At 64.5% G+C, this 3,941-nt stretch carries 5 protein-coding genes; 1 reads left to right on the top strand and 4 read right to left on the bottom strand.

The window, feature by feature from the left end:
- Position 1 precedes the first annotated feature (1 nt).
- Positions 2-2,089, bottom strand: coding sequence for a TerD family protein (locus AC5LSR_RS23575; protein WP_250282859.1), 2,088 nt, complete (start codon positions 2,087-2,089; stop codon positions 2-4).
- A gap of 159 nt (positions 2,090-2,248) precedes the next feature.
- On the opposite strand from AC5LSR_RS23575, the gene AC5LSR_RS23570 reads away from it, so the two are divergent.
- Positions 2,249-2,578 carry a hypothetical protein gene (locus tag AC5LSR_RS23570; protein WP_250282857.1) on the top strand — a complete coding sequence of 110 codons (330 nt, stop codon included), beginning with the start codon at positions 2,249-2,251 and terminating at the stop codon, positions 2,576-2,578.
- A 555-nt stretch (positions 2,579-3,133) separates the two neighbouring features.
- Here AC5LSR_RS23570 and AC5LSR_RS23565 read toward each other — a convergent pair.
- Genes AC5LSR_RS23565 through AC5LSR_RS23555 form a run of 3 tightly spaced genes read right to left on the bottom strand, consistent with a single transcriptional unit; the run spans position 3,134 to position 3,902 of the window.
- Positions 3,134-3,247, bottom strand: a complete 114-nt coding sequence (locus AC5LSR_RS23565; RefSeq protein ID WP_493464321.1) for a helix-turn-helix domain-containing protein — start codon at positions 3,245-3,247, stop codon at positions 3,134-3,136.
- Positions 3,248-3,293: 46 nt separating this feature from the next.
- Positions 3,294-3,698 carry a type II toxin-antitoxin system VapC family toxin gene (locus tag AC5LSR_RS23560; RefSeq protein WP_250290581.1) on the bottom strand — a complete coding sequence of 135 codons (405 nt, stop codon included), beginning with the start codon at positions 3,696-3,698 and terminating at the stop codon, positions 3,294-3,296.
- A gap of 6 nt (positions 3,699-3,704) precedes the next feature.
- On the bottom strand, positions 3,705-3,902 hold the full coding sequence (locus tag AC5LSR_RS23555; RefSeq protein ID WP_250290580.1) for a hypothetical protein: 198 nt from the start codon (positions 3,900-3,902) through the stop codon (positions 3,705-3,707).
- Positions 3,903-3,941 lie beyond the last annotated feature (39 nt).

Raw genomic sequence — 3,941 nt, 5'->3', positions numbered from 1 at the left:
CCTATCTTTTCTCGGTTGAGGCGCCAGCACCATTGCCCGATGCTGGGGCGGCATCGGTAGAGTCATGCCATTCACGCAGGTTCTGTACCACCTCCTCGTAGAATTTCTCCAGTGTGTCCACCACCGATGTGACGAATGTACCTTTCCCGGCGCCACGTTTCGCACCAAGAGGAGCACTCAGGGAAATACGAAAGGCCCGAATCTCACAAGCCGAGCCAGTGATTAAAAGCTCCGGCTTCTGACGCACCAAGGCAAGAAGATCGGCTCGGGCAGCCTCTCGCGAACCTTGGTCGAAAGATTCAACCCGTAGATTCCCGTTTGCATCCGCGAGCTGCTTCATAATCCACTTCACTCGGGTGAGCGGCCGTCCTTGGCGAGGAGCGTCGATGCTGACCGAGCATCCAACCCGGCCCACACGCAGGTCCGCTGTCACAGTCACCGGGCCGACCGTTCCAGGGATCCGCAGCATCGTGGACAGGGTACCGTTCCGGCACAGTTCCTCGGCCAATGCATGCCGTCGCTGCGCCGCGTCCACCCGCCGGTTCAGGTGAGGGAGGACCTCGATACCCAGCAGCCCACCCAGGTGCAGGCACAAATAATGGGCAAGCTGATCGAAACGTTCGGCGACGGAAGGCAGTCCTTTATCCGCCGGTCGCAGCGTACCCACCGAGACACTGTCCCTCACAGCCACCCAGTGAGGCCCCATGTCGTCGAATTTGTCGGCGCCCGAACGTGGGTGGTCAAGGTACCGGAGGAACTCGGTGAGAATGTATTCTTGAGTGGCGTCCGCCACCGAGCTATTTTCGAGCAGAAGCTGGCAGCGGAATCTTATCTCTGCCCATGAAAGGTGATGAATGCCGACTTTCTTCGTTTTTCTCCCGTCGATCGCGACGGGGTGCCGTTCGTCCGCCGTTGTGATCAGGTTGGAGACGGTGATGACGGCATCGAATCGCTGTTCCCGAGCGATGTCCAGGTATGCCTCGACCTGCTCCGGGCGCAGTTCCCCCGTCCCGGTCTTCGCCTCGACCAGCGCCGTCCACGTACGCTGCCCCCGCGTCACCCGGATCAACCCGTCCGGCCGGTAAGGCTCGTCACCCCGGCTGAATGGAACCTCGATGAACGTCTCGACCTGGCCGGCGGGCGCCCCGAACCGGGTCGTCAGAGCGCGGCCGAACTCGCGCACGGATCCCACGACGGCGAGCAGAGCCGAGGTCGCACGCCGCTCCTGCTCCCCGGCTCCACCGATACCCGCCACCGGGAACAGCCTCGCCGACTGCCAAGCCTCCTTCGCATCCCCGGCATCCAACCGCCTCACCTTCGAGGCCGACAGCCGCCTCGCGGGCCTGCGTTTCTTCGTGGTCACCGTCTGGGTTCGCCGCTCCCTGGCCGGGGCTGGCGGGCGGGACACACTTGCCGGACCCACATCGTTGGGAGCATCTTGCACGGCGCTGGAGCCACCACTGACCGCGGAATCGGCGCCAGCGGGCGCCGCTGGCTCGGCGCGGCCGGGTGTCGGGCTTTCTTCCTCGTCAGCATCGACCTCGATGCCGTATTCGGTGACGAGTGCCGCCAGGCCGGTGTCGTATCCCTGACCGATCGCGCGGAACTTCCATTGCCCGGTACGGCGGTAGACCTCTCCGAGTACGAACGCTGTCTCAGTTGAAGCGTCCGTGACGTCGAAACGAAGCAGCTCCGTCGCGTCGGACCCGCGCAGCAGCCGCAGCCGCAGGTACTCCAGCCGCCCGAAGCCGTCCCCGGCCTCGCCGTCCAGGCTGGCGGCGAGCAGTACCCGTTCAACGCTGTCCGGGACGTCGTCCATGTCGACCTCAACGACGTCGGTGAAGGCCGTGTACCTCTCCTCCACACTGGAGGTCTTTCCACGGAGCCGGACCGCCCCACCCGCCCCGGACGGCTGGTTGTAGAAGACGAAATCGTCGTTTGACCGGACCTTGCCGTCGTCCCCGAGCAGGAGAACGCTCACATCCGCGTCAAGCGGATGCCCCTTCTCGGCAGCCCACTCAAGAATGACCGAGACAGAACCGATTTCGTCAGCCAGGGCACTGAGGGTGACGTTTCCCCCCTTGCGCATGGCCGCAACCGTCGCAGCGCACATACCGGGACCATATCCCCAAGACCTTGACCGGCAGAAAGCCCACTGGAATCACTACATCGGATCACTGTCGAGAAATCAGACACACAAGCGACACGCACTCTGCCGGCAGACAACCAAGGTTACCGACTGACTACCATGAGTGGTGAAGTATCGGACCAGCTCATCGTCGACCGGTACAACGCCGCAGCGAGCGAGGCGGCCGAAGGCTGCGATAGCACCGTCACACAGGCGACCAAGCTGGCGATCGAGACTCGGGACACCCTCATCCGTCAGGGAAAGCCGGTCACCATCCTCGCCATGCTGCGCGATGCCGCTCTGCGGGCGCATGAACTCGCCAAGGTGCGGGGCATCAACGTTCTCATCACCGACGTCGAGCGGCTCGCTGGCTCTTGGCCTCCACCTGGAAGCACCCTGCCCTGGGGCACCGCCCTTAAGAAGAGGGCGATTTGGGCCACTAAACCCTAATAGCACGCGACTGGGCGTCGATTTTGTAACGATCTTTAAGTGGGTTCGGCCTGTCCTGGCGCGGGTTGCGGACGGGTGCCGGCCAGTCGACGCGCCGGGTGCGTCCGGAATGCGCTAGATGCGGCAAAACTCCCGGTAGGACGCGGGTTGCTGAGACCTCACGTCGGAAACCAGGAGCTTCGGTGCCCCAGTCTGCTATGCCCGGCAGAGCATCTTCGGCCGGCTCACCAGCGAGACCGTCACCCAGGACCGGTACACCATCCTCGGCTACCTGCGCACCGCCACCCAACACGGCCACGACATGATGACCACCCTGCGTCAGGCGTTCACCGGCCAGCCCTGGATCCCGGACTGGCCCACCGCCCCCACCTGACCAAGCAGCACGCTCATCCACATCCCACACCGGAAGGCACCCGCCAACCGGCCATCACCCCACGCCACGAACCGGAACCCTCAGCACACCCGCTGAATGAATACCTCAATCGGCGGCGGTCGGTAAGCCACATGGGATTGTGTTCGCCGGCTCATGTCCGGACAGGCGTGCCAGAACGTCTCCTACGCCGCGGGACGAGGGACGACACGGACGTCGAGGTCGGCGTCGAACGCCTCGGCGAGCCGTTCCAGCACAGGCAGTGTCGGTACGGTGCCACCGGCCTCGAACCGCGCCACCGCCGACTGCGGTCATGCCGGCCGCACGGGCCAGGGTGAACGGCGGTTATTCCTCACCGAGAATCCGTAGACCGTGGTGATCCCTGAAGTAGGAGTAGTCCTTGAGGTTCAGGGTGGCGAGTGGCAGGTTATGGGTGAGGCAGCAGGCCGCGATCCACATGTCGTTGACCGGGCGGGGCTGTCCTGCCCGGGTGGCGTCCGCGGAGAGCCTGCCCCAGGTGGCAGCGACTGCCTCGTCGCCGGGCAGCACGGGGATTCCGGAAAGCCAGTCGGCGAGCTCCTGACGTCGGCGGCTGCCCCAGGCTCGCAGGTCGGTCCACTTGGTGAGCTCGCCAGAGGTCACGAAAGTGATCAATGGCCGACGGCCGATCAGGCGGATTGCCACGGGCCCGGTGAGCCTGCGCTTGTGGCTCAGGGAGGCGACGTCGGTGTCAAGGACGACAGGCTGCACGGCGGCTCAGGCGACGTCGCGCCTACGCTCGGCGTAGGTGAACGCGAGGAACTCGTCGAGCTCCTCGACGGAGTCGAAGGTGTCAGCAACAAGATCATCGATGGACAGAATGGGCTGGGTGCCCTTGGCGGCCAAGAGCTCTTCAACGGAGATCTGGGGACGCAGCGGCGGATACAGAGGACGATCAGCTTCCGGAGCACTCACAACGAGAACCTCCCCACTGACTCCCCCGCCCAACCAACC

Source organism: Protofrankia sp. CiP1_Cm_nod4 (genome assembly GCF_982290645.1).
The sequence above is the reverse complement of the archived record's forward strand: the minus strand, read 5'-3'. Positions and strand labels throughout refer to the sequence as shown.